At 74.3% G+C, this 21,001-nt stretch carries 26 protein-coding genes and 1 pseudogene; 11 read left to right on the top strand and 16 right to left on the bottom strand.

The window, feature by feature from the left end; genetic code table 11:
- Positions 1-13 precede the first annotated feature (13 nt).
- On the top strand, positions 14-301 hold the full coding sequence (locus ENKNEFLB_RS22590; RefSeq protein ID WP_246535508.1) for a hypothetical protein: 288 nt from the start codon (positions 14-16) through the stop codon (positions 299-301).
- Complete coding sequence (locus ENKNEFLB_RS12260; protein ID WP_214055687.1) at positions 294-1,103, top strand: MBL fold metallo-hydrolase; 810 nt, start codon at positions 294-296, stop codon at positions 1,101-1,103. The genes ENKNEFLB_RS22590 and ENKNEFLB_RS12260 overlap by 8 nt, the downstream gene beginning before the upstream one ends.
- A gap of 21 nt (positions 1,104-1,124) precedes the next feature.
- Here the strand turns inward: ENKNEFLB_RS12260 and serB are convergent, their stop codons facing one another.
- Positions 1,125-2,336, bottom strand: coding sequence for a phosphoserine phosphatase SerB (gene serB, locus ENKNEFLB_RS12255; RefSeq protein WP_214055686.1), 1,212 nt, complete (start codon positions 2,334-2,336; stop codon positions 1,125-1,127).
- Between the two features lie 57 nt (positions 2,337-2,393).
- Here serB and ENKNEFLB_RS12250 point away from each other — a divergent pair, with 57 nt between their 5' ends.
- On the top strand, positions 2,394-2,774 hold the full coding sequence (locus tag ENKNEFLB_RS12250; protein WP_214055685.1) for a nuclear transport factor 2 family protein: 381 nt from the start codon (positions 2,394-2,396) through the stop codon (positions 2,772-2,774).
- Here the strand turns inward: ENKNEFLB_RS12250 and ENKNEFLB_RS12245 are convergent.
- Positions 2,748-3,494 (bottom strand): hypothetical protein, encoded by a 747-nt coding sequence (locus tag ENKNEFLB_RS12245; RefSeq protein ID WP_246535507.1) that lies wholly within the window; start codon positions 3,492-3,494, stop codon positions 2,748-2,750. The genes ENKNEFLB_RS12250 and ENKNEFLB_RS12245 overlap by 27 nt on opposite strands.
- Before the next feature lie 68 nt (positions 3,495-3,562).
- Here ENKNEFLB_RS12245 and ENKNEFLB_RS12240 point away from each other — a divergent pair, with 68 nt between their 5' ends.
- The 4 genes from ENKNEFLB_RS12240 (at position 3,563) to ENKNEFLB_RS12225 (ending at position 6,862) form a co-directional block, all read left to right on the top strand.
- Positions 3,563-4,357, top strand: coding sequence for an ABC transporter ATP-binding protein (locus ENKNEFLB_RS12240; protein ID WP_214055684.1), 795 nt, complete (start codon positions 3,563-3,565; stop codon positions 4,355-4,357).
- Between the two features lie 46 nt (positions 4,358-4,403).
- Positions 4,404-4,865 carry an NfeD family protein gene (locus tag ENKNEFLB_RS12235; RefSeq protein WP_214055683.1) on the top strand — a complete coding sequence of 154 codons (462 nt, stop codon included), beginning with the start codon at positions 4,404-4,406 and terminating at the stop codon, positions 4,863-4,865.
- Positions 4,866-4,962: 97 nt separating this feature from the next.
- Positions 4,963-6,093, top strand: a complete 1,131-nt coding sequence (locus tag ENKNEFLB_RS12230) for an SPFH domain-containing protein (protein WP_214055682.1) — start codon at positions 4,963-4,965, stop codon at positions 6,091-6,093.
- Between the two features lie 7 nt (positions 6,094-6,100).
- Positions 6,101-6,862 (top strand): sulfite exporter TauE/SafE family protein, encoded by a 762-nt coding sequence (locus ENKNEFLB_RS12225; RefSeq protein WP_214055681.1) that lies wholly within the window; start codon positions 6,101-6,103, stop codon positions 6,860-6,862.
- Positions 6,863-7,108: 246 nt separating this feature from the next.
- Here ENKNEFLB_RS12225 and ENKNEFLB_RS12220 read toward each other — a convergent pair whose 3' ends face one another.
- The 11 genes from ENKNEFLB_RS12220 to ENKNEFLB_RS23035 form a co-directional block, all read right to left on the bottom strand.
- Positions 7,109-7,471: a DUF4267 domain-containing protein gene (locus tag ENKNEFLB_RS12220; RefSeq protein ID WP_214055680.1), complete on the bottom strand. Its 363-nt coding sequence runs from the start codon at positions 7,469-7,471 to the stop codon at positions 7,109-7,111.
- Between the two features lie 9 nt (positions 7,472-7,480).
- Entirely contained in the window at positions 7,481-8,476 is a 996-nt protein-coding gene (locus ENKNEFLB_RS12215) for an alpha/beta hydrolase (RefSeq protein WP_214055679.1), read from the bottom strand.
- Positions 8,473-9,294, bottom strand: coding sequence for a glycerophosphodiester phosphodiesterase (locus ENKNEFLB_RS12210; RefSeq protein ID WP_214055678.1), 822 nt, complete (start codon positions 9,292-9,294; stop codon positions 8,473-8,475). The genes ENKNEFLB_RS12215 and ENKNEFLB_RS12210 overlap by 4 nt, the downstream gene beginning before the upstream one ends.
- Entirely contained in the window at positions 9,291-10,004 is a 714-nt protein-coding gene (locus ENKNEFLB_RS12205) for a gamma-glutamyl-gamma-aminobutyrate hydrolase family protein (RefSeq protein WP_214055677.1), read from the bottom strand. Before ENKNEFLB_RS12205 ends, ENKNEFLB_RS12210 begins: the two co-directional genes overlap by 4 nt.
- Before the next feature lie 26 nt (positions 10,005-10,030).
- The gene (locus ENKNEFLB_RS12200) at positions 10,031-10,810 is read right to left on the bottom strand and encodes a 3-oxoacyl-ACP reductase (protein ID WP_214055676.1); all 780 of its coding nucleotides are present in this window, start codon (positions 10,808-10,810) and stop codon (positions 10,031-10,033) included.
- Between the two features lie 24 nt (positions 10,811-10,834).
- Positions 10,835-12,205, bottom strand: a complete 1,371-nt coding sequence (locus tag ENKNEFLB_RS12195) for an aldehyde dehydrogenase family protein (protein ID WP_214055675.1) — start codon at positions 12,203-12,205, stop codon at positions 10,835-10,837.
- A 33-nt stretch (positions 12,206-12,238) separates the two neighbouring features.
- A complete protein-coding gene (locus tag ENKNEFLB_RS12190) occupies positions 12,239-13,636 on the bottom strand; it encodes a glutamine synthetase family protein (protein WP_275955890.1) in 1,398 nt (465 codons plus the stop codon).
- Positions 13,633-15,105: an ethanolamine permease gene (gene eat / locus ENKNEFLB_RS12185; RefSeq protein WP_214055674.1), complete on the bottom strand. Its 1,473-nt coding sequence runs from the start codon at positions 15,103-15,105 to the stop codon at positions 13,633-13,635. The genes ENKNEFLB_RS12190 and eat overlap by 4 nt, the downstream gene beginning before the upstream one ends.
- Positions 15,106-15,160: 55 nt before the next feature.
- Positions 15,161-15,757, bottom strand: a complete 597-nt coding sequence (locus ENKNEFLB_RS12180) for a DUF2238 domain-containing protein (protein ID WP_214055673.1) — start codon at positions 15,755-15,757, stop codon at positions 15,161-15,163.
- A gap of 112 nt (positions 15,758-15,869) precedes the next feature.
- Positions 15,870-16,211 carry a YbhB/YbcL family Raf kinase inhibitor-like protein gene (locus ENKNEFLB_RS23040; protein ID WP_338040908.1) on the bottom strand — a complete coding sequence of 114 codons (342 nt, stop codon included), beginning with the start codon at positions 16,209-16,211 and terminating at the stop codon, positions 15,870-15,872.
- Positions 16,208-16,399: a hypothetical protein gene (locus ENKNEFLB_RS23035; protein ID WP_338040907.1), complete on the bottom strand. Its 192-nt coding sequence runs from the start codon at positions 16,397-16,399 to the stop codon at positions 16,208-16,210. Before ENKNEFLB_RS23035 ends, ENKNEFLB_RS23040 begins: the two co-directional genes overlap by 4 nt.
- Positions 16,400-16,481: 82 nt before the next feature.
- On the opposite strand from ENKNEFLB_RS23035, the gene cobA reads away from it, so the two are divergent.
- Positions 16,482-17,744: a uroporphyrinogen-III C-methyltransferase gene (gene cobA / locus ENKNEFLB_RS12170; RefSeq protein ID WP_214055672.1), complete on the top strand. Its 1,263-nt coding sequence runs from the start codon at positions 16,482-16,484 to the stop codon at positions 17,742-17,744.
- A 4-nt stretch (positions 17,745-17,748) separates the two neighbouring features.
- On the top strand, positions 17,749-18,567 hold the full coding sequence (locus ENKNEFLB_RS12165; protein WP_214055671.1) for a TrmH family RNA methyltransferase: 819 nt from the start codon (positions 17,749-17,751) through the stop codon (positions 18,565-18,567).
- Here ENKNEFLB_RS12165 and ENKNEFLB_RS12160 read toward each other — a convergent pair.
- Positions 18,536-19,036, bottom strand: coding sequence for a Gmad2 immunoglobulin-like domain-containing protein (locus ENKNEFLB_RS12160; RefSeq protein WP_214055670.1), 501 nt, complete (start codon positions 19,034-19,036; stop codon positions 18,536-18,538). The genes ENKNEFLB_RS12165 and ENKNEFLB_RS12160 overlap by 32 nt on opposite strands.
- Positions 19,037-19,162: 126 nt before the next feature.
- Here ENKNEFLB_RS12160 and ENKNEFLB_RS12155 point away from each other — a divergent pair, with 126 nt between their 5' ends.
- Positions 19,163-19,429: a hypothetical protein gene (locus ENKNEFLB_RS12155; protein WP_214055669.1), complete on the top strand. Its 267-nt coding sequence runs from the start codon at positions 19,163-19,165 to the stop codon at positions 19,427-19,429.
- Between the two features lie 9 nt (positions 19,430-19,438).
- On the opposite strand, the gene def is transcribed toward ENKNEFLB_RS12155, so the two are convergent.
- Together def and ENKNEFLB_RS23190 are read right to left on the bottom strand one after the other, a co-directional pair.
- Entirely contained in the window at positions 19,439-19,969 is a 531-nt protein-coding gene (def, locus tag ENKNEFLB_RS12150; RefSeq protein ID WP_214059449.1) for a peptide deformylase, read from the bottom strand.
- A gap of 204 nt (positions 19,970-20,173) precedes the next feature.
- On the bottom strand, positions 20,174-20,542 hold the full coding sequence (locus tag ENKNEFLB_RS23190) for a hypothetical protein (RefSeq protein ID WP_420830560.1): 369 nt from the start codon (positions 20,540-20,542) through the stop codon (positions 20,174-20,176).
- Here ENKNEFLB_RS23190 and ENKNEFLB_RS23185 point away from each other — a divergent pair.
- Positions 20,445-20,995 (top strand): annotated as a pseudogene (locus tag ENKNEFLB_RS23185) (acyl-CoA dehydrogenase family protein); the annotation flags it as partial. The gene ENKNEFLB_RS23190 and the pseudogene ENKNEFLB_RS23185 sit on opposite strands and share 98 nt — an antisense overlap.
- Positions 20,996-21,001 lie beyond the last annotated feature (6 nt).

Raw genomic sequence — 21,001 nt, 5'->3', positions numbered from 1 at the left:
CTGGGAGGGCGGGGTGACCCACGACGCCGGCCTGTACTCCGCCGGCCCGGAGGCGGCGCTCGACCTGGTCCGGGAGACGTCCGAGGAGGTCTCGACCCTGCTCGTGGTCGGCCACAACCCGACGATGGCCTACCTCGCGCACCTGCTCGACGACGGGGAGGGGGACGACGGGGCGACCTCGGAGATGCTCGCGCGGGGCTACCCGACCGCCGCGGCCGCCGTCTTCGCCGTCGGCGGGTCCTGGGCCGACCTCGGCGCGGGGGGCGCCCGGCTCGAGGCGTTCCACGTCGCGCGTGGCTGACGCCGCCCTCGCCGTCACCTGGTGGGGCCACGCGACGACCACGGTCGAGCTCGGCGGGGTCCGCGTGCTCACCGACCCCGTGCTGACCCGCTCCCTGCTCCACCTGCGGCGCGCCGGTCCGCTGCCGGCCGCCCGCGCGCGGGACGCCGACGTCGTCCTGCTCTCGCACCTGCACCACGACCACCTGCACCACCGCTCGCTGCGCCGGCTCGACCCGGCTGTGCCCGTGGTCGCGCCCCGGGGGGTGCGCGACGGCGCCGGGCGCTGGACCTCCGCACTGCTCGGCGGACGCGAGCTGGTCGAGGTGGCGCCCGGGGACGTGGTCGAGGTGGCGGGCGTGCGGCTCGCGGTGCACGCGGCCGACCACCCCGGCACCCGCGACCCGTGGCGCGGGCGGCGCACGCGGGGCCGCCCGGCGCCGCCGGCGATCGGCTTCCGGCTCGCCGTCGACGGGGTGAGCGCGTGGTACCCCGGTGACACCGGCAGCGGGGTGGACCTGGGCGAGGTGGCGCCCGTCGACCTGGCGCTGGTGCCGATCGGGGGCTGGGGCCCCACCCTGGGTGCGGCGCACCTCGACCCCGACCAGGCCGCGTCGGCCGTCGCCGCGGTGGAGGCCGCGGCCGCGCTGGGCGTGCACCACGGCACCTTCTGGCCGGTCGGGCTGCGCGCGGTGCTGCCCGCGCGGCACCGTCGGTTCTTCGTCGAGCCGGGCCCACGGTTCGCGGAGGCGATGGGCCGGCGCGCGCCGGGCGTGCGGGTGCTGCGACCGGGATTCGGGGAGCGGGTCGTCCTCGTCGGGTGAGGCCGTCCCGGCCGGGGCGGGTCAGACCGGGGGAGCGGGCGTGACCACGCCCGCGGCCGCGTCGGCGGCCTCGATCTCCTCGCGCGAGATGCCGAGCAGGTAGAGGATCGTGTCGAGGTAGGGCACGTTGACCGAGGCGTCCGCGGCCTCGCGCACCCGCGGCTTGGCGTTGTAGGCGATCCCGAGCCCGGCCGCGGCCAGCATGTCGAGGTCGTTGGCGCCGTCCCCGATCGCGATCGTGGAGGCGACGTCGATGCCGACGGCCTCGGCGAACTCCTCCAGCGCCCGCGCCTTGCCGGCCCGGTCGACCACGTCGCCGAGGATCCGCCCGGTCAGCCGTCCGTCGACGACCTCGAGCTCGTTGGCGCGCGCGAAGTGGACGCCGAGGTCGTCGGCCAGGCGGTCGGTGACCTGGGTGAAGCCGCCGGAGACGATCGCGAACCGGTAGCCCAGCCGCTTCAGGGTCCGCACCATCGTGCGCGCGCCGGGGGCCAGCACGATCCCGTCGTAGACCTCGTCGAGCGCGCTCTCCGGCACGCCCTCCAGCAGGGCGACCCGTTCGCGCAGGGACTCCTCGAAGTCGAGCTCGCCGGCCATGGCGCGCTCGGTGACCTCGCGGACCTGGTCCTCGCAGCCGGCGTGCGCCGCGATCATCTCGATCACCTCGCCCTGGATCAGGGTGGAGTCGACGTCCATCACGATCAGCCGCATGCCGTGGCGCAGCAGGTTGGTGGGCTGCACCGCGACGTCGACGCCCTGGGCGGCCGCCTCGGTGGCCAGGGCGGCGCGCAGCTCGACGGGGTCGGCGCCGGAGACGTGCAGGTCGATGGCGGTCACGGGGTAGCGCGCCATCCGCTCGATCCGGTCGATGTTGGCGCCGGTGGCCGCGACCCGTCCGGTGATGGCGGACAGGGCGACGGCGGTGAGCGGGTCGCCGATCACCGTGACGTGGCTGCGGCCCTGCGGCCGGGAGCGGTTGTCGCCGGTGCCGCGGCTGAGCTCGACCTGCATGCCCAGCTCGGCCGCGGTGGACTCGACCTCCGCCACCAGGCGGGTGGTGTCGGACGGCACGGAGACCAGGACCCCGAGCACCAGCCGCTGGCGCAGCACGATCTGCTCGACGTCGATCACCTCGACCCCGGCGTGGGCCAGGGTGCCGAGCAGGGTGGAGGTCACGCCGGGCCGGTCGGTGCCGGTCAGGGTGATGAGCAGGGTCGCGGAGGGGGCCGTCATCGCAGGTCAGGCTAGTCGCGACGGCCGGGTGTCGGCGGCGCGGTCCACGATGGTGCGATGACCGCCGCCCCGGAGCCCTCCGCCGCCCAGCTGCTCACCCGCCTCGCCGCCGCCGTCGACGACGAGGACTGGTCGGTGCTGCGGGCGCTGCTGGCCGACGACGCGGTCGTCCGCTACGAGCACACCGGGGAGGAGCTGGACGCGACGGCGTACGTCGCGCTGAACCGCGACTACCCGGGCCGGTGGCGCTTCGAGCCCCAGGAGGTGGTCGACGGAGGGGGCCGGGCGGTGCTGCGCGCCCGGGTCTCCGACGGTGCCGAGACGCACGCCGTCGTGGTGCTGGCCTCGGTGCTGGGAGGCCGGCTGGTCGACCTGGTCGAGGTGTGGGCCGAGGTCGGCGTCCAGCCGGGGTCAGGCCGGCGGCCAGACCTCGGGTGAGCCCGCCGCCACCAGCGCCCGCCGCCCGGCCCGCTCCAGCGGGCGCAGGGCCTCCTCGCGCACGAGGATCTCGGCCGCCGACACCGCCCCGCCGTGGTCCTCCAGCGCCAGGTCGACGATGTCGACGGCCTGCACGCCCCGGGCGGCCAGCTCGACGCAGCGCGCCGGCACCCCGTCCGGGCCGGTGAGGCGGGGACCGTGGCGCAGGTCCATCAGCCGGTCGGCGACCTCCGGGCGCCAGCGCGCCACGTCGAGGGCGGCCAGGGACGTCGCGGTCTCGATCAGGGCGGCGCGCAGCCCGCGGTCGGCCTCGCCGACGTCCGGGAGCTGGCGTCGCCCGGCCGGGTGCACCACCCAGGTCGTCGCGGCGCCGGTGGCGCCCGGCACGAGGCCGACCCCGGCGCCGGCGACCACCACGGCCTCGCCGGCCTCGATCGCCGCGGCGTTGAAGCCGGCCGGCCCGCCCAGCCCGAGGGGGTCGCCCTCGCGGGGCAGGGCCAGGCCGAGCCCGGTGGCACCGGCGGCGCGCAGCCGGGCCAGGCCGCCCAGCAGGGTCTCGGTCGGCCCGCCCTCGTCGAGGCCCGCGACGGCGTGGGTGGCCTCGTCGCCGATCACGGCGTCCAGCACCAGGTCCGGCACCACGGCCCCCCGCAGCCAGGACGTGCCCCACCACGCCAGGCGCAGGGAGACGGGGGCCGCGAGCACGGAGGGGTCGGTCACGGCGCCCGACGCTACGCCCGCCGCCCGGGCGGTCACCGCGGGCCTCCGGCGATCGATAGGGTTGCGGCATGTCCGCCGTCCTCGAGCTCGCCGACGTGACCGTACGACGGGGCGGGGCCGTCCTGCTCGACAAGGTGAGCTGGGAGGTCCGCGAGGGCGAGCGGTGGGTGGTGCTGGGTCCCAACGGCGCCGGCAAGACCACGCTGCTGCAGCTGGCCTCCGCGCAGATCCACCCCAGCGACGGGGTGGTCGGGCTGCTCGGCGAGGTGCTCGGCACCGTCGACGTCTTCGAGCTCCGCCCCCGGATCGGCCTCACCAGCGCCGCGCTGGCCGAGCGGATCCCGCGCCACGAGGTGGTCCGCGACGTCGTCGTGTCCGCCTCCTACGGCGTGGTCGGCCGCTGGCGCGAGTCCTATGACGAGCTGGACCACGAGCGGGCCCACGACCTGCTGGTCGAGGTCGGCGCCGCGCACCTGGTCGACCGGGTCTTCGGGACGCTGAGCGAGGGCGAGCGCAAGCGCGTCCAGGTCGCGCGCGCCCTGATGACCGACCCGGAGCTGCTGCTCCTCGACGAGCCGGCCGCAGGGCTCGACCTCGGCGGGCGCGAGGACCTCGTCGCGACCCTGGCCGTGCTCGCCCAGGACCCCGACGCCCCGGCGACCGTCCTGGTCTCCCACCACGTCGAGGAGATCCCGCCCGGCTTCACCCACGCGCTGCTGCTGCGTCAGGGCGCCGTCGTCGCCGCGGGTCCCCTCGAGGACGTGCTCACCCGCGAGCACCTGTCGGCCACCTTCGGGATGCCGCTGGAGCTGCGGCACGAGGACGACCGCTGGGCGGCCCGCCGTGAGCCACGGCGCCGCTGAGCACAAGGTCCCGGACGTGGCTTCGCGACCCGGATAGGATCGAGTCATGGACTGGCTCTCGGAGAACGCGTGGACGGTGTGGCTCGGCCTCACCGTCGCGCTGGGCGCGGCCGAGATGCTCAGCCTGGACTTCGTGCTGGTGATGCTCGCCGTCGGCGCCGGGGGCGGGCTGGTCGTGGCGCTCGCCGGCGGCCCGGTCGTGCTGCAGGTCGTGATCGCCGCGATCACCGCCGTCGGCATGCTCGCGCTCGTGCGTCCGCCGGTGCTGCGGCACCTGAAGAGCGGACCCGAGCTCAGCCTCGGCCACGGCAAGCTGGTCGGCAGCCGCGGCACCGTCACGGTGGCCGTCACCGGGCTGACCGCCGGCCGGGTGCGGCTGGGCGGCGAGGAGTGGTCGGCCGCGCCGTACGACGAGCACCTGACCATCGCCGCCGGCGAGACCGTCGAGGTGTTCGAGATCCGCGGCGCGACCGCGTACGTCCACCCCGTCCCCACGCTCGAGGCCTGACCCCAGGCCTGACCCCACGCCCTGACCCCCACGCCTGGCCCGGACCCCGCGAGGCCGTCGGACCCCCGCCACGGCGGGACAACCTGAGGAGAACCGCATGGCCGTGCTCATCGCACTGGCGATCCTGCTGGCGTTCGTCGTCGTCCTGCTGGCCAAGACGGTGCAGATCGTGCCGCAGGCCCGCGCCGGCATCGTCGAGCGGTTCGGCAAGTACCAGCAGACGCTGGACGCCGGGCTGAAGATCATCGTCCCGTTCATCGACAACGTCCGCTACCGCATCGACCTGCGCGAGCAGGTCGTCTCGTTCCCGCCGCAGCCGGTGATCACCGAGGACAACCTGGTGGTCTCCATCGACACCGTCATCTACTTCCAGGTCACCGACCCGGTCGCGGCGACCTACGAGATCGCGAACTACATCCAGGCCGTCGAGCAGCTGACGATGACCTCGCTGCGCAACATCGTCGGTGGGATGGACCTCGAGGAGACGCTGACCAGCCGTGACGAGATCAACACCCGCCTGCGCGGCGTGCTCGACGAGGCGACCGGCAAGTGGGGCATCCGGGTGAACCGGGTGGAGCTCAAGGGCATCGACCCGCCGCCGTCGATCAAGGACTCGATGGAGAAGCAGATGCGTGCGGACCGCGACAAGCGCGCCGCGATCCTCACCGCCGAGGGCCAGCGGCAGTCCGCCATCCTGTCGGCCGAGGGCATGAAGCAGTCCGCGATCCTCACCGCCGAGGGCGACCGGGAGTCGGCGATCCTGCGTGCCCAGGCCGACCGGGAGTCGCAGATCCTCAAGGCCCAGGGTGAGGGCCAGGCGATCCAGACCGTCTTCCAGGCCATCCACGACGGCCAGCCCGACCAGTCGCTGCTGGCCTACCAGTACCTCCAGATGATGCCGAAGATCGCCGAGGGCGACGCCAACAAGGTCTGGATCGTGCCGAGCGAGATCGGCCGCGCCCTCGAGGGCCTGGGCTCGACGATGTCGGAGATGTCGGGCATCCCGAAGGACCTGCCCGGCCCGCGCACCCGCGTCGACATGGGCTCCACCTCGCCCGAGGTGCCGTCCGTCGACGCCAGCAAGAAGGCGGCCAACGACGCCGTCCAGGCCGCGATCCGGGAGGCCGAGGAGGCCGCCAACCCGGGCCGTGCCCGCAAGGCCCAGAGCGGGACAGGGGACGAGCCCGGCGGCGACACGGGAGCCGTACCGCCCCCGTCCCAGCCCTGACCCGCCGGTGACGGTGTGGGAGGCCGTCCTCATCGCGCTCGCCGGTGTCGGGGCCGGCACCATCAACACGATCGTCGGCTCCGGCACGCTGATCACCTTCCCGACGCTGCTCGCGCTGGGCGTGCCCCCGGTGACCGCCAACGTCTCGAACAACCTCGGGCTCGTGCCGGGGTCGCTGACCGGGGCGTGGGGCTACCGGCGCGAGCTGCGCGGGCAGTCGACCCGGGTGCTGCGGCTGCTGGTGGCCTCCGTGGTCGGCGGGGCCGTCGGCGCCGTGCTGCTGCTGACCCTGCCGTCCTCGGCCTTCGAGACGATCGTGCCGGTGCTGATCGGCCTGGGCGTGCTGCTGGTGGTCGTGCAGCCGGCGCTGTCACGTCGTGTCGCGGCCCGGCGGGAGGCGCGTGAGTCCGCCGAGGCGCGCGACGCCGGGTGGGTGTGGCCGCTGGTCGGCCTGACCGGGGTCTACGGCGGCTACTTCGGGGCCGCCCAGGGCGTGCTGCTGATGGGCGTGCTCGGGATCGGGGTGCCCGAGCCGCTCCAGCGGTTGAACGCGGTCAAGAACGTGCTCGCGGCCGGGGTGAACTCGGTCGCCGGGGTGCTGTTCGTCTTCGTGGCCGACCTCGACTGGCTCGTCGTCGCGCTGATCGGCGCCGGGTCGGTGGTGGGCGGCCTGATCGGCTCCACCGTGGGACGTCGCCTGCCCGCGCCGGTGCTCCGCGGGGTCATCGTGGTGGTCGGCGTCGTCGCGCTGGTGGCGCTGCTGCGCTGAGCGGTCCGGGCATGACCAGCGCCGGCCGGTTGTGCCGGGTCGTGGGTCGTTGGACGCGCTCGGGCGCGTCAGCTGACCCACGACCCGACTCGTGCGTGGTGCGGGGCGCCGGCCGTACGGGTCGTGTGCCTGTCGCCGGTCCAGGGACCGTGCTGGGGCACACGACTGCTCTTGGTACGGACCACCGAGGTGTCCGGAACCGTCATCTCGACCCGCCGCGAGCGTCACCTCGACCCGCCGCGAGCGTCACCTCGGCGAGGCGTTGACCTCGATCGCGCCGGCGGCCGCGGCGCCGAGGGCGACGGCCAGCAGCGGGGCCGCCCCGAGCGGGCTGACCTCGCCGGTGCGGTAGGAGACGACCGAGGCGATCGCGTCGCCGAGGTCGACCAGCACCCCGGCGGCCACCAGGTCGCGGCGGGCGGTGCCGGCGGCCAGCAGCGTGACGGCGCCGAGCGCGATCTCGCGCACCCCGAACAGCCGGGTCATGAACGGTAGCTGCGGGTTGTCGGCCGGGTCGGCACCGAGCAGCCCGGCGGCGACGGTGGGGCGGGTGAGGCTGAGGGCGCCGATCGCGATGCGGCCCAGGGAGAGCGGGGTGACGAGGTCCATGGCCGGACCCTACTGGTCGGTAGCCCGCGGTGTCCCCGGGGCCGGGTCGTCCAGGTAGGCGCCGGCCCAGCGACCCATCTCGTCGTACGCCCGCGCGCGCGGCTCGGCGCGCGAGAGCACGACGTCGTGCCGGGCGCCCGGCACGGCGGCGTAGGTGACGTGGCTGCCCAGCGCGCTCGACCAGCGACGGATCTGGTGCACGTCGAGGACCACGTCGGTGGTGTGCAGACGCTCGTCGTCCAGCCCCCGGGGGCTGCTCGAGGCGTCCGAGGACAGCACCAGCACGGGGGCGCGGACATCCAGCCCGCGGTGCAGCCGGCCGTGCGCCCGCAGCACCGCGCGCAGCCAGCCGGCGTACACGACGACCCCGGTGTCGGGCTTCCAGGTGAGGTCGTAGTCCCACTCCCCGCCGTGGTCGCGGTGCAGGCTGCGGCCGTACAACCCGGTGACCTCGCGGCTGATCGGGCGGCGCGGGCTGAGCCGGCCGAGCTGGGTGATCACCGGGCGGCCGACGAGGCGCAGCAGCGCGCTGCCCTGGAGGTCGAGCCAGGGGGAGTTCAGCACCATCCCGGCCAGCGCGGCCGGCCGTCGGCGGTCGGCCCACGACGGGACGATCAGGCCGCCGGTCGAGTGCGCCGTCAGCACCACCCGGTCGTGGCCGTCGCGGACGGTGATCCGCTCCCAGGCGGCGTCCAGCTCCTCGTCGTAGGTGTGCAGGTCCGAGACGAAGTTCGGGGTCTGGTGCGGGCGGATCGACCGCCCGTACTTGCGCAGGTCGATGGCGTAGAAGTCGTAGCCCCGCTCGACCCACCAGGCCGCGAAGTCGGCCTGGAAGAAGTAGTCGGTGAACCCGTGCACGTAGAGCACCGCCCGCCCGGACGGTACGGCGGCGGCGTGGTGGACCAGGGTGGCGACCACCTCGCCCTCGTCGTCGGGTGTCAGGGCGATGGTCTCCGCGGTCCACGGCTCGCCGAGGACGTCGGTCACGAGGTCGGGCTCGGTCATGGCTCCGATCCTTCCAGGCCACGGCGACGCTCGGCGCGGCGGGACCGCTCCAGGCCGGCGCGTACGCGCAGCGCCAGCGCCGGCTCGTTGCTGGTCACCAGCCAGGCCCGGCCCGGGCGCAGCCAGTAGCGCAGGGAGTCCTCGGTGTCGACGGTCCACACCAGCAGCGGAAGGCCGCGGCGCCGCGCGAAGGCGGCGATGCCCAGGCGCGCCAGGGTGTGGTTGGCCACGACGAGGTTCGCGCGCGAGTTCAGGATCCGCACGCGGGGCAGCAGCTCCGAGGCGCGGATCCGGAGCTGGCGGTTCAGCGGGAGCCCGCGCACCCGCCGGCCCAGGGACAGCCCGACCAGCAGGTCGTGGCCGTGCTCGTCGGCCCAGTCGCGCACCACCCGGACGGTGCGGTCGTCGAGGGTGGTCACGATCATCTCGTCGGCGCCGAGCACCGCGACGGCCTGCCCGACCGCGTCGACCACGGCCGCGGGGTCGCTGAACTTGAGGTCGATGTGGGCGCGCGCGTGGCCGACCAGGGCCGGCAGCACCTCGTCGTAGCGCAGGAAGTGCGGCGCCCGGGCCGCGAACTCGGCGAACGTCAGCTCGGCCAGGTCCCGGCGCCGGTCGCCGACCCAGACCCAGTCGTCGTGGAAGCAGACCAGGGTGCCGTCACCGCAGCGCTGCACGTCGAACTCGACGTACTCCACCGGGAGCCGCAGCGCCCCGTCCAGCGCGACCCGGGTGTTCTCCAGGGTGCGGTCCTGGCCGGCCCCGCACCGGTGGGCGCTGAGCTGGACGACCGGTCGGGCGCGGCGCAGGGGGCTCATGCGCCGCCCGCGGCGGCGCGGACCAGGCCGGCCAGCAGGCCGACGTCGGCGGCGGTCTCGGGGTGCCACTGCACGGCGACGCAGAACCGGTCGCCCGGGCGCTCCATCGCCTCCGGGGTGCCGTCGGCGGCCTCGGCGACGACGTCCCAGCCGGGGTGGGTGGCGACGGCCTGGTGGTGGTGGCAGCGCACCGTCAGGCGCTCCCCGAGGAGCCCGGCCACGCGGGAGCCGGGCCGGGTGGCGACGTCGACGTCACCGAACGCGTCGCCGCCGGGGGAGTGCTGCTCGTGGCCGACCCGGTCCGGGACGTGCTGCTCGAGCCGGCCCCCGGCGGCCACCGCCATCACCTGCATCCCGCGGCACACGCCGAGCACGGGGAGGCCCGCGTCGTCCGCGGCGGCCAGCAGCGCCAGCTCCCACGCGTCGCGGTCGGGGCGCCAGCCGGCGGTGCGGCCGTGGGGCGTCGCGTCGTACCGGCCCGGGTCGACGTCGGCGCCGCCGGTGACCACGAGGGCGTCCAGCCGTGCGACCAGGACGTCGGCGGCGCCCGGGACGTCGCCGGTGTCGACGGGCGGCAGCAGCAGGGGCAGTCCGCCGACGGCGACGACGGCGTCGGCGTACGCCGTGTGCAGCAGGTCGGCCCGCTCGGTCCAGACCCCCCACGCGGCCTGCTCGCGGTAGGTCGTCAGCCCGACGACCGGTGCCCCCACGCGTGCACCCACCTCCCGGCGCCCGCTCAGAGCGGGGTGACGTAGGCGGCCGAGATGCCGCCGTCGACGAGGAAGGTGGTCGCGGTCATGAACGAGCTGTCGTCGGAGGCCAGGAACAGCACGGCGGAGGCCATCTCGGAGGGCTCGCCGAAGCGTCCCATCGGCACGTGGACGAGCCGGCGGGCGGCGCGCTCGGCGTCGGTGGCGAACAGCTCCTGCAGCAGCGGGGTGTTGACCGGGCCGGGGCAGAGCGCGTTGACCCGCACGCCCTCGCGGGCGAACTGCACGCCGAGCTCGCGGGTCATGGTGAGCACGCCGCCCTTCGAGGCGGAGTAGGAGATCTGCGAGGTGGCCGCACCCATCACCGCCACGAACGAGGCGGTGTTGATGATCGAGCCGCGTCCCTGCTCGAGCATGTAGGGCAGCGCCGCCTTGCAGCACAGGTAGACGCTGGTCAGGTTGACGTCCTGGACCCGCTTCCACGCCTCGAGGTCGGTGTCCAGGATGGAGTCGTCCTCGGGCGGGGAGATCCCGGCGTTGTTGAACGCGATGTCGACCGAGCCGTAGGTCTCCTTGGCGGTGCGGAACAGCGCGTCGACCTGGTCCTTGTCGGTGACGTCGGTGTGCACGTAGGTCAGCAGGTCGGTCCCGCCGAGCTGGCCGACCAGCTGGTGGCCGCGCTCGTCGTCGAGGTCGCCGACGACGACCTTCGCGCCCTCCTCGACGAAGCGCTGCACGGTCGCCAGGCCGATGCCCGAGCAGCCGCCGGTGACGACCGCGACCCGGTCCTGGATGCGTCCTGCCATGGTTGTTCTCCTGCTGGTGGGGGATCAGTGGGCGATGAAGACGTTCTTCTCCTCGGTGAACGAGGCCGGGGCGTCGGGCCCGAGCTCGCGACCGAGGCCGGACTGCTTGTAGCCGCCGAACGGGGTCCAGTACCGGACCGCCGCGTGCGAGTTGACCGACAGGTTGCCCGACTCGACGCCGCGCGCGACCCGCAGGGCGCGCCCGACGTCGGCGGTGAAGATGGACCCGGAGAGGCCGTACTCGGTGTCGTTGGCCAGCGCGACCGCCTCCTCCTCGCCGTCGAAGGCCATCACCGCCACGACCGGGCCGAAGACCTCCTCGCGCCACAACCGGGCCGCGGGGTCGTCGACGGTGACCACGGTCGGCGGGACCCAGAAGCCCCCGGCGGCGGCGTCGGTGTCGGGCACCGAGCCCGCGAAGGCCACCTCGGCGCCGTCCAGGTAGCCCCGCACCCGGTCCCGCTGGACGGCCGAGACGAGCGGGCCCATCTCGCTGGCCTCGTCGGCCGGGTCCAGCACCCGCACGCCGCGCACGGCCGGCTCGAGGCGGGAGACGAACTCGTCGTAGGCGCTGCGCTCGACCAGGATCCGGGAGCGCGCGCAGCAGTCCTGCCCGGCGTTGTCGAAGACCGCGTACGGCGCCGCGGCCGCCGCGGCCGCCACGTCGGTGTCGGCGAAGACGATGTTCGCGCTCTTGCCGCCCAGCTCGAGGGTGACCCGCTTGACCTGGTCGGCGCAGCCGGCCATCACCTGCTTGCCGACCCGCGTCGAACCGGTGAAGGACACCTTGCGCACGAGCGGGTGCGTCACGAACCGCTCGCCGACGACCGGGCCCTCCCCGGGCAGGACCGTCAGCACGCCCTCGGGCAGGCCGGCCTCGCGCGCGAGCTCCCCGATCCGGATCGCGGTCAGCGGGGTGAGCTCGGCCGGCTTGACGACCACGCAGTTGCCGGCGGCCAGCGCCGGGGCCATGCCCCACGCCAGCACCGGCATCGGGAAGTTCCACGGCACGATGATGCCGACCACGCCGAGCGGCTCGTGGAAGGTCAGGTCGACGCCGCCGTCCACCGGGATCTGGCGGCCGTGCAGCCGCTCGGGCGCCCCGGCGTAGTAGTGCAGGCAGTCGCGGACGTTGCCGGCCTCCCAGCGGGCGTTGCCGCGGGTGTGCCCGGCGTTGCGGACCTCGAGATCGGCGAGCTCCTCGAGGTGGGCGTCGACCACGTCGCCGAAGCGGCGCAGCAGCCGGGCACGTTCGCCGGGGGACACCGCGCGCCAGGCCGCGAAGGCGTCGTGGGCGCGCTCGATCGCGGCGTCGGTCTCAGCGACCGAGGCCATCGCGACCTCCGTGAGCTCGTGGCCCGAGGCAGGGTCGACGACGGTGCAGGTGGTGCTCATGGGGCTCTTCTCCCAGTCGTGCGGGGGCGGGGGTCAGAGACGCTCGAAGCCGCGGCGGCGCTCCCAGTCGGTGACGGCGGCGTCGAACGCGGCGAGCTCGACGTCGGCCATGGTGGTGTAGTGGTCGACGACGGCGTCACCGAACGCCGATCGTGCCACCTCCGAGGTCGCCCACCGCTCCCGGGCCGCGTGCAGGGTGCGCGGCACGAGCTCCTCGCCGCTCTCGTAGGCGTTGCCCTGGGTCTCGGACACGCCCTTGAGCTCCTGCTCGACGCCGTGCAGGCCGCCGGCAAGCATCGCCGCCACGGCCAGGTACGGGTTCACGTCGCCGCCGGGGACCCGGTTCTCCAGGCGGGCCGAGGCGCCGTGGCCGACCAGGCGTACCGCGCAGGTGCGGTTGTCGGTGCCCCAGGCGATCGCGGTCGGGGCGAAGGAGCCGCCGGCGAACCGCTTGTAGGAGTTGACGTTGGGCGCGTACAGGAGCGTGAAGTCGGCCATCGTCGACAGCAGCCCGGCCACGAACGAGTCGTAGAGCTTCGTCCGGGCGTTCTTCTTCTCGTCCCAGAAGACGAGGTCGCCGTCGGTGCCCCGCAGCGACAGGTGGATGTGGCAGGAGTTGCCCTCGCGCTGGTCGTACTTGGCCATGAAGGTCAGCGACCGGCCGTGCTGGGCGGCGATCTCCTTGGCGGCGGTCTTGTAGACGACGTGGTGGTCGCAGGTGACCATCGCGGTGTTGTAGAGGAAGCCGATCTCGTGCTGACCGAAGTTGCACTCGCCCTTGGCGCCCTCGACGTCCATCCCCGCGGCGTACATGTGGTTGCGGATGTCGCGCAGCAGCGGCTCGACGCGGGTCGTGCCGAGCACCGAGTAGTCGATGTTGTACTGGTTGACCGGGCGCAGCCGGTGGTAGTCGGCGTCGTGCGCGGCCTCGTAGGTGTCCTCGAAGGCGATGAACTCCAGCTCGGTGCCGGCGTGGACGCTGAACCCCATGTCGCGGGCCCGGTCCAGCTGTCGGCGCAGGATCGTCCGCGGTGACTCCAGCACCGGCTCGCCGTCGAGCCAGGCGAGGTCGCACTGCACCATCGCGGTGCCCGGCAGGTGCGGCAGCAGCCGCAGGGTCTGCCAGTCCGGGACGAACTCCATGTCGCCGTACCCGCGCTCCCACGAGGAGATGGCGTAGCCGTCGACGGTGTTCATCTCGACGTCGACGGCCAGCAGGTAGTTGCAGCCCTCGGTGCCGGCCTTTAGCGCCACGTCCAGGAAGTACGCCGCGTGCAGACGCTTGCCCTGCAGCCGGCCCTGCATGTCGGTGAAGGCCATCACCACGGTGTCGATCTCGCCGCCGGTGATGAGGTGCCGCAACCGGTCCAGGGTGAGCATCCGGTCGTTGACGGGGGTGTCGGTCCCGGAGGTGGGGGAGTGGTCGGTCACTTGAGGCCCTTCTCGGCGTCGCTGATGGCGGCGAACTCCTCCTCGGGAGCCCCCTGCCTGATGTGGTGTCGGGAGTAGAGCCCGAAGTAGGCGATGGCCAGCACGAAGACGCCGGCCGTCACCAGGATCACGCGCGGCTCGACGACGTAGCAGGCGACCACGGCGACGAGCGAGAGCACGAGGGCGATGCCGGTGGTCACGATCCCGCCGGGGGTGCGGTAGGGCCGCTCGAGGTCGGGCTCCTTGAAGCGCAGCACGATGTGGCTGGTCATCATCAGCACGTAGGAGATGGTGGCGCCGAAGACGGCGACCAGGATCAGCAGGTCGCCCTGGTTGAAGACGGCCATCACGAACCCGATCACCCCGGGCACGATCAGCGCGAGGTACGGCGTCTTGCGGCTGCCGGTCTTCGACAGCACCGTCGGCAGGTAGCCGGCCCGTGAGAGGGCGAACGTCTGGCGCGAGTAGGCGTAGATGATCGAGAAGAAGCTGGCGACCAGGCCGAGCAGGCCGATCACGTTGACGAACGTGCTCACCGCGGTCGACCCGTCGTACGCCGTCTCGAGCGTGTCGACCAGCGGGTTGCCGGACTCGGTGAGGCTCTGCGAACCGGCGGCGCCGGGGCCGACGACCAGGATCATGGCGGCGAAGGCCGCCAGGATGAGCATCGCGGCGATGATCCCGCGCGGCATGGCCTTGGCGGGGTCCTTGGTCTCCTCGGCGGCCAGCGGGACGCCCTCGACGGCCAGGAAGAACCAGATCGCGTACGGCAGCGCGGCCCAGATCCCGAGCACCCCGAGCGGCAGGAACGACGACGACCCCGCGGCGTCGGGGTCGGCGGGGATGTCGGTGAGGTTGGCCGGGTCGAACTGCAGCGCCGCGGCGACGACGAACACCAGCAGCGCCACGACCGCGATCGCGGTGATCACGAACATCAGCTTCAGCGCCTCGCCGACGCCGTAGATGTGCAGCCCGATGAAGACGGCGTAGAACAGCGCGAAGACCAGCGGGCCGCTGATCCCGAACAGCGACTCGGTGTAGGCGCTGATGAAGTTCGCGATCGCGGCCGGCGCGATGGCGTACTCGATCAGGATCGCGGTGCCGGTGAGGAACCCGCCCCACGGCCCGAGCGCGCGACGGGCGAAGCCGTACCCACCGCCGGCGGTGGAGATCGTGGAGGACAGCTCGGCCAGGCCGAGCACCATGCAGAAGTAGAGGGTGCCGATGACGATCGTGGCGACCAGCATGCCGCCCCAGCCGCCCTCGGCCAGGCCGAAGTTCCAGCCGGCGAAGTCGCCCGAGATGACGTAGGCGACCCCCAGCCCTGCCAGCAGCACCCACCCGGCGGCGCCGCGCTGGAGCTGGCGCTCCTCGAAGTACTCCGCGTCGCCCGGGCCCGACCCGGTCCCGCTGCCGGCCCCGCTGCTGGTGCCGCTCCCGGCCCCCGTCGTCGCTCGTTGATCGGTCATCGCTGTCTCCGCCCAGACGGCGCCACGGGCGGGAGCCCGGCGCGGTGGACCGAACCTAGTGACGGAGGGGGGCGCGGTAAAGGACTTTCGTCACCATCAGCGCGGCGACCAGCGAGCCCAGCGTCCCGAGCGCCAGGTCGCCCAGGGTGTCGGTGTAGGCGTCGGAGAGCTCGGTGCCGTGCCGGATGAAGGTGAACCACTCGCCGAGCTCCCACCCGACCGCGAGGAGCGCACCCAGTCCGGTGAGCATCAGCCCGAGCGCCCACCGGGGCCGGACGGCCGGTCCGACCAGGAGGCCGAGCCCGGCCGTCAGCAGCATCCAGTTCACCAGGTGGTTGAGGTCGTCCCACCAGACCACGGCGTCGTAGAGGTCCAGGCTGTTGCCCGTCACGTCCACCAGGAACGGCAGCATGACCAGCGTGAAGGCGGCGTACGGCACGGTGCGGTCGGCCGGCGGCCTGCGTCGCGCCCGCCACCACCAGGCGGCGGGGACGGCCAGCATCAGCAGGGGGTAGAGCAGCAGGCGCGCGCCGAAGGCCTTGCCCTCGAAGCGCTCGATGCCCGGCACCCACTGCGCGACCGCCAGCTGGGCGACGGTGAGCGCGAGCACGAGGGGCGGTGCCCAGCGCAGCAGGACGGGTCGGGGGGCCATCACCCCATCGTGGCCGCGACGCGCCGTGGGCGCCTGAGCACAACGGCTCAGACGCCCGGGACGGCGCTGACGGGGCTGGGTGCCGGGCTGGGTGCCGGGCTGGGTGCCGGGCTCAGTGCTGGAAGGTGCCCTGCAGGATGCCGCGCGCGGCGGTGTTGAAGACGAGGTTGAACGACACGAACGTCGGCGTGGCGTCGGAGTCGACGCCGAGGCTGTCGGCGGTCACGGCGTGCACCACGAAGTAGTAGCGGTGGACCTGGTCGCCCTCGGGCGGGGCGGCGCCGACGAAGTCCTTGCTGCCCATGTCGTTGCGGCACATGAAGGCGTTGCCGGGCAGGTCGACCTCGCCGGACCCGATCCCGGTCGGCAGCGAGGTGCAGTCGGCCGGCAGGTCGACCAGGACCCAGTGCCAGAACCCGCTCGGGGTCGGCGCGTCGGGGTCGAAGCAGGTCACGGTGTAGCTCTTGGTGCCCTCCGGGGCGCCCTCCCAGGACAGCTGGGGGAGGTGTTGCCGAGGTGGGCGACCTGGTCGTCCTTCAGCGGCTCGCCCTGGCGGACATCCTCGCTGGTCACGGTGAAGGACGGCACGGCGGGCAGCAGCTCGTACGGGTCGGGGCTGACGGGGCGGTCGAGTGAGCTCATGGCTCGGAACCTAGCCAGGAGGTGGTGCCCGGTCACCACCCGCCGGGTGGTCGGCGGGCCGGTGCGCGAGAGACTGGGTCCCATGGCCCCCGGTGACGACCTCGAGACCGCCGACCGCGCCGCGCCGCCGCCGTACCCCGTGGGCCTGCGGCTGGCGGGTCGCCGCGTGGTCGTGGTCGGCGGCGGGCACGTCGCCCAGCGCCGCGTGCCCACCCTGATCGGCGCCGGCGCCCACGTGGTGGTGGTCTCGCCCGAGGTCACCCCCGCGCTGGAGGGCCTCACCGCCGAGATCACCTGGGAGCCGCGCCGGTTCGAGGCGGCCGACCTCGACGACACCTGGTACGCGATCGCGGCCACCGACGACCCGGACGTCAACGCCGAGGTCCTGGCCGCGGCCGAGGAGCGCCGGGTCTTCTGCGTGCGTGCCGACGACGCCTCGACCGCGAGCGCCTGGACCCCGGCCGTCGGCCGGCACGGCGGGGTGACGGTGGCGGTGCTCGCCAACCGTGAGCCCCGGCTGTCGGCCCGGTTGCGCGACGAGATCATGGACGGCCTCCAGGACGGCCGGCTCACCGCCCGGTCCGGGCTCGACACCTCGGCCGGCGTGGTCCTGGTCGGTGGCGGGCCGGGCGACCCGGAGCTGTCCACCGTCGCGGCCCGGCGCGCCCTGGCCACCGCCGACGTCGTCGTCGCGGACCGCCTGGCGCCCCGCGAGCTGCTGGACGAGCTGGCGCCCGAGGTGGAGCTGGTCGACGTGGCCAAGCTGCCGCGGGGCCGCTCGGCCAGCCAGGAGCAGATCAACGAGCTCATCGTCGCCCGGGCGCTCGAGGGCAAGCGGGTGGTGCGGTTCAAGGGCGGCGACTCGTTCGTCTTCGGCCGCGGGTACGAGGAGGTGCTGGCCTGCGAGGCCGCCGGGGTGCCGGTCTCGGTGGTGCCGGGCCTGACCTCGGCCCTGGCCGTGCCTGCCCGGGCCGGGATCCCGGTCACCCACCGCGGTGTGGCCCACGAGCTGGTCGTGGTGTCCGGCCACCTGCCGCCGGGGCACCCCGGCTCCCTGGTCGACTGGGCCGCGCTCGGCCGGCTGCGCGGCACCGTGGTGCTGCTGATGGCCGTCGAGAACGCCGGTGCCATCGCGGCCGCGCTGGTCACGGGCGGGCGGGCGCCGACCACCCCGGTGGCGGTCCTGGTCGAGGGCACGCTGCCGGGGGAGCGCACCGTGCTGTCGACCCTGGCGGACCTCGACGCCGACCTGCGGGCCCACGCCGTACGCCCGCCGGCGATCATCGTGGTCGGGGAGGTCGTGGCCGTCGCCCGTCCCGACACCTACCCGCGGCCCCGGGACTGAGCCGGTGGCCGAGCTGATCGAGGTCGACGACCCGACCGACCCCCGCCTGGCCGACTACCGCGACCTGCGCGACGTCACGCTGCGCCGCCACCTCGAGGCCGAGCACGGGCTGTTCCTGGCCGAGGGGGAGAAGGTGGTGCGGCGCGCGGCCGAGGCCGGCTTCGCGGCCCGGTCCTTCCTGATGGCGCCGCGCTGGCTCGAGGGGCTGGACGACGTGCTGGCGGCCTCGCCGGCCCCGTGCTTCGTGGTGTCCGAGGCGCTGGCCGAGCAGGTCTCCGGCTTCCACGTGCACCGCGGCGCCCTGGCCTCCTTCGAGCGCCGGCCCCTGCCGGCGCTCGACGACGTGCTCGCGGGGGCCCGGTCGGTGCTGGTGCTGGAGGACCTCGTCGACCACACCAACGTCGGGGCGGCCTTCCGCAGCGGCGCCGCGCTCGGCTTCGACGCCGTCCTGCTCTCGCCGCGCTGCGCGGACCCGCTCTACCGCCGGGCGGTCAAGGTCGCGATGGGGGCGGTCTTCGCGCTGCCGTGGACGAGGCTCGACGACTGGCACGACGCGCTCCCGGCGCTGTCCGCGCGCGGGTTCACCACCGTCGCGCTGACCCTGGCCGGCGACGCGGTGCCGGTGGAGCAGGCGGTGGCCGGGCTGGACCGGGTCGCGCTGGTGCTCGGATCGGAGGGGCCGGGGCTCTCGGCGCGGTGGCAGGAGACGGCCGACCGGCGCGCGGTGATCCCGATGGCGGCCGGGATCGACTCGCTGAACGTGGCCGCCGCGGCCGCGGTGGCCTGCTACGTCACTGCGCGGCGGGCAGCAGCGGGATCGTGAGCCGCTGGCCGACCTCGATCACGTCGGGGTCGGTGATCGCCGGGTTGGCCGCCACCACGTCGTCGACGGTGGCCGAGGTCAGGCCGGCCAGGCCGCGCAGCACCGCGGTGAGGGTCTCGCCGCGCTCGACCTCGTGCACCACGAAGCCGGTGGACCGGGGGAAGCAGGTGACCGCCACGCGGTCGGCGTCCCGGTCTCCCGGACCGCCCCGGTCGGCGGAGACGCGTACGACCAGGCGGGTGCCGTCGGGCACCCGCTCGTCGAGGCGGACCTCCCCGGTGAAGTCGCCCGCGCCGACACCCCCGGCCCGGGTGGTGACGAAGGCCCGGGCGACCTCGTGGTCGCCGGCGGTGACGCGGACCTGGAGGGTCCCCTCGAACCCGCCGCCGACCCCCGCGACGGTGAAGGCCCGCCCGACGACGTCGTCGCGTGCGGGCTGGCGTACCTCGACCGTGTCGACCAGGGGCATGGCGCCATGCTGGCGCACCCGCGGCGCCAGGGGAAGGGGCGGTGTGGCGCTTCGAACACGTGATCGACGGAGCGCCTGCGGGCCGGTGTCGGTGGCAGCGCCTAGAGTCGGCGATGTGATGACCCGATGAGCAAGCTCGACGCCCAGCGCGCCCTGCGCGAGGCCCACTACGCACGCGGCGGCGCGACGCCCCCGCGTCCCGGCGCCACTCCCACCCAGAGCGCCAAGAAGACGGTCCGCACCCCCACGGAGCGACCGCCGGTCGCCCCCGAGGCCCCGGCCGCCGACGGCGCCGAGACCTCGACCGAGGCCCTGTGCGGTCACAAGGCGATCAGCGGGCGCACCTGCACCCGCGAGGCCGGCCACTCGGCCAAGAGCCACCGCTACGCCTGACCCGTCCGGTTACGGCTGGGTGACCGGCCAGTCGGGCGGGAAGTCGGCGGCGGCCTTGTCGTGGGCCTTCTGCAGCTTCTTGCGCGCCTTGGTCGGCAGCCGGTCGCCGAAGACCGTGCCCAGGGTGTGGTCGGTCTCGTGCTGCAGGCAGCGGGCCAGCATCCCGTCCCCGGTGAAGACGACCTCGGTCCCGTCCACGCCCTGACCGACGACCGTGGCGGTGTCCGGCCGGGCGCACTCGACGAACCCGCCCGGGAACGACAGGCAGCCCTCGTCGTCGACGTCGAGGCGCCGGTCCTTGCCCTCGGGCAGCTCCAGGCGTGGGTTGCAGACGACGCCGACCGTGCGCTCGCCCTCGTCGTCGGGGCAGTCGAAGACGAAGACCGCCTGGTCCACCCCGATCTGGCAGGCGGCGAGGCCGACGCCGTCGGCGGCGTACATCGTGGCCACCATGTCGGCCACCAGGGTCCTCAGCGTGTCGTCGAAGGCGACGACCGCGGCCTGGGGCCGGTGCATGACCGGGGTGCCCCAGCGGGTCATCGGACGGACCGTCCCGCCGTCGGGGAGGGGGCCGTGGGGCGCGTGGGGCGGGGTCTGCTCGGTCACGGGGACAGATCCTAGGCGCGCGTGCGCCGACGGCGCCGCCGGTGTGACCGGGGGAACGGGAACCGCTGTAGCACTGAGTGTAACTAGGAGTTACATTCAACCCATGTCCCTCCTCCAGACGCTGCGGCCCGGTGGCCGTCACGGGGTGCCGACCTCGGAGTCGCGCGACCCCATCGGGCTCGTGGTGGCCGGCCTCAACCGGCTGGCCCAGAGCGACCTCCTCGACCGCGTCGGACTGCGCAAGCAGGCCGAGCAGGCCGTCTTCACCGTCACGCGGACCGGCTTCCGCTCGGTCACCACGGCGAGCCGGACGTTCGCCCGCGCCGGGTCGGCCGCTCGTCCGGGCACCCGGGTGCCGCCCGCGCCGCGGACCGGGGTCTTCGACCTGACCCCGACCGAGGACGAGCAGATGCTGGTCGACCTCGTCTCCGAGTACGCCGCCGAGGTGCTGCGGCCCGCGGCGACGGAGGCCGACGAGGCGTGCGAGGCGCCCGGGCCGGTCCTCAAGGCCGGCCTCGAGATCGGTCTGCCCGTGCTGGGCGTCCCGGAGGAGCTGGGGGCATCTCCGAGGAACGCTCCGCCATGGCCGCGACCCTGGTCGCCGAGGCTCTCTCGCACGGCGACATGGGCCTGGCCGTGGCCGCCCTCGCCCCCGGGTCGGTCGCGACCGCGCTGGGCCTGTGGGGCACCGAGGCCCAGCAGCAGACGTACCTGCCGTCCTTCACCGACGGCGACGTCCCCGCCGCCGCGCTCGCGCTCACCGAACCCGCGGTCCTCTTCGACGTCCTGGCCCCGGCGACCACCGCCGTACGGGAGGCCGACGGCGGGTTCCGCCTCGACGGGCTCAAGTCGGCCGTGGTCCGGGGCGCCCAGGCCGAGCTGTTCGTCGTCGGCGCCGAGCTCGACGGGTCACCGTGCCTGTTCCTGGTGGAGTCGTCGACGCCCGGGCTCGTCGTCGAGTCCGAC

The sequence above is a fragment of the Nocardioides aquaticus genome (assembly GCF_018459925.1).
Classification (GTDB): Bacteria; Actinomycetota; Actinomycetes; order Propionibacteriales; family Nocardioidaceae; genus Nocardioides; species Nocardioides aquaticus.
This window is presented reverse-complemented; position numbering and strand designations above follow the sequence as displayed.

Bases quoted from the DNA above. Each gene is read 5' to 3' on its own strand.
- ENKNEFLB_RS12220 (WP_214055680.1), bottom strand. From the start codon at position 7,471: ATGGACCTCGTCACCCCGCTCTCCCTGGGCCGCATCGCGATCGGCGCC.
- serB (WP_214055686.1), bottom strand. From the start codon at position 2,336: ATGACGGCCCCCTCCGCGACCCTGCTCATCACCCTGACCGGCACCGAC.
- ENKNEFLB_RS12200 (WP_214055676.1), bottom strand. From the start codon at position 10,810: ATGGCAGGACGCATCCAGGACCGGGTCGCGGTCGTCACCGGCGGCTGC.
- cobA (WP_214055672.1), top strand. From the start codon at position 16,482: ATGGCCCCCGGTGACGACCTCGAGACCGCCGACCGCGCCGCGCCGCCG.
- ENKNEFLB_RS12215 (WP_214055679.1), bottom strand. From the start codon at position 8,476: ATGACCGAGCCCGACCTCGTGACCGACGTCCTCGGCGAGCCGTGGACC.
- ENKNEFLB_RS12235 (WP_214055683.1), top strand. From the start codon at position 4,404: ATGGACTGGCTCTCGGAGAACGCGTGGACGGTGTGGCTCGGCCTCACC.
- ENKNEFLB_RS12195 (WP_214055675.1), bottom strand. From the start codon at position 12,205: ATGAGCACCACCTGCACCGTCGTCGACCCTGCCTCGGGCCACGAGCTC.
- ENKNEFLB_RS23035 (WP_338040907.1), bottom strand. From the start codon at position 16,399: ATGAGCTCACTCGACCGCCCCGTCAGCCCCGACCCGTACGAGCTGCTG.
- ENKNEFLB_RS12180 (WP_214055673.1), bottom strand. From the start codon at position 15,757: ATGGCCCCCCGACCCGTCCTGCTGCGCTGGGCACCGCCCCTCGTGCTC.
- def (WP_214059449.1), bottom strand. From the start codon at position 19,969: ATGACCCGCTGGGGCACCCCGGTCATGCACCGGCCCCAGGCCGCGGTC.
- ENKNEFLB_RS12230 (WP_214055682.1), top strand. From the start codon at position 4,963: ATGGCCGTGCTCATCGCACTGGCGATCCTGCTGGCGTTCGTCGTCGTC.
- ENKNEFLB_RS12155 (WP_214055669.1), top strand. From the start codon at position 19,163: ATGAGCAAGCTCGACGCCCAGCGCGCCCTGCGCGAGGCCCACTACGCA.
- ENKNEFLB_RS12160 (WP_214055670.1), bottom strand. From the start codon at position 19,036: ATGCCCCTGGTCGACACGGTCGAGGTACGCCAGCCCGCACGCGACGAC.
- ENKNEFLB_RS12210 (WP_214055678.1), bottom strand. From the start codon at position 9,294: ATGAGCCCCCTGCGCCGCGCCCGACCGGTCGTCCAGCTCAGCGCCCAC.
- ENKNEFLB_RS12250 (WP_214055685.1), top strand. From the start codon at position 2,394: ATGACCGCCGCCCCGGAGCCCTCCGCCGCCCAGCTGCTCACCCGCCTC.
- ENKNEFLB_RS12240 (WP_214055684.1), top strand. From the start codon at position 3,563: ATGTCCGCCGTCCTCGAGCTCGCCGACGTGACCGTACGACGGGGCGGG.
- eat (WP_214055674.1), bottom strand. From the start codon at position 15,105: ATGACCGATCAACGAGCGACGACGGGGGCCGGGAGCGGCACCAGCAGC.